Origin of the sequence: Blautia sp. HCN-1074 (assembly GCF_037890165.1) — a bacterium.
In the GTDB taxonomy this organism is placed as follows: Bacteria; Bacillota; Clostridia; order Lachnospirales; family Lachnospiraceae; genus Blautia_A.
The window spans coordinates 1-958 of sequence record NZ_JBBKBP010000065.1 but is presented as its reverse complement, the minus strand read 5'-3'; the positions used below and the strand labels follow the sequence as shown (position 1 = coordinate 958).

1 protein-coding gene and 1 pseudogene are annotated in these 958 nt (G+C 47.1%); both read left to right on the top strand.

Going from position 1 to position 958, the window contains the following annotated elements:
• Positions 1-560 (top strand): annotated as a pseudogene (locus WKT11_RS19790) (YtxH domain-containing protein); the annotation flags it as partial.
• Positions 557-958, top strand: a 402-nt coding sequence (locus WKT11_RS19785; RefSeq protein WP_340285789.1) for a lysozyme family protein, incomplete at its 3' end; no start/stop codon positions are given. The pseudogene WKT11_RS19790 and the gene WKT11_RS19785, both read left to right, overlap by 4 nt.

Here is a 958-nt window from a genome sequence, read left to right as displayed (position 1 = left end):
AAAAGGCAAAGTCCAGCGTGTCCGACTTTAAGCGTGGCATGGTGCAGGAACAGCAGTCCAGACAGACGGGACGTTTGGAAAAGCAGGAACAGCATAGACAGAATATCGCTGACAAACGTATGGAGCTTCAAAAGGCACAAGAAGCAAGGCAGGCACAGCGAAAGACGGACGGATCAGCGACAACGGGAGCTACCCGTCCCCATGAGCGACCAGCCACAGCTTCAACCATTCCAAAGCCGAGTGCGGAAAAAATGCAGGAAGTGAAACGCCCTGCCACAGCGACCACTTCAAAAGCAAGTGAGCCAGTCAAGACAAATGTTATCAAAGAGCGTCCGCTATCTTCTGGTGCTTCTGATAGAAAAGCGACCCAGCCTGCACAGCCAGTACATAGTTTATCACAACAGCAGAATGTAGAAAAAGTGGTATCGCAGGAAACACACCAGAATGACACCAAAGACCGCAGGATAAAGGTTCAGCAAACACAAACCGTCCAGAAGAACCAACAGACCATAGAGAAAACTCGTAACCTTGTAACGAAGAAAGGACAGAAGAAAAAATGAAACTGAAACATATCGCTCTTATCGGCAGTCTGTTTCCTATCCTCTTTTCTCTGGTGCTTTTCTTTGGGGTGCTGATTAGTGCGGACAGCGACGATGAGAACAGCAACTTTTCTTCTGGCATTACGGGTATGAACTTATCCGCAGAAGTCTTGAAACATCAGCCTATGGTGGAAAAGTACGCCAGAGAAAACGGTATCTCCGAGTATGTCAATGTGCTACTTGCTATCATTCAAGTAGAAAGTGGCGGTACGGCAGAAGATGTTATGCAGAGTTCGGAAAGTCTGGGTTTACCGCCCAACTCTTTAGATACGGAAAACTCAATCAAGCAGGGGTGTAAGTATTTTGCGTCCCTGCTTTCTTCCTGCAAAAATCAAGGTATCGACGACTTGAATGTAGCA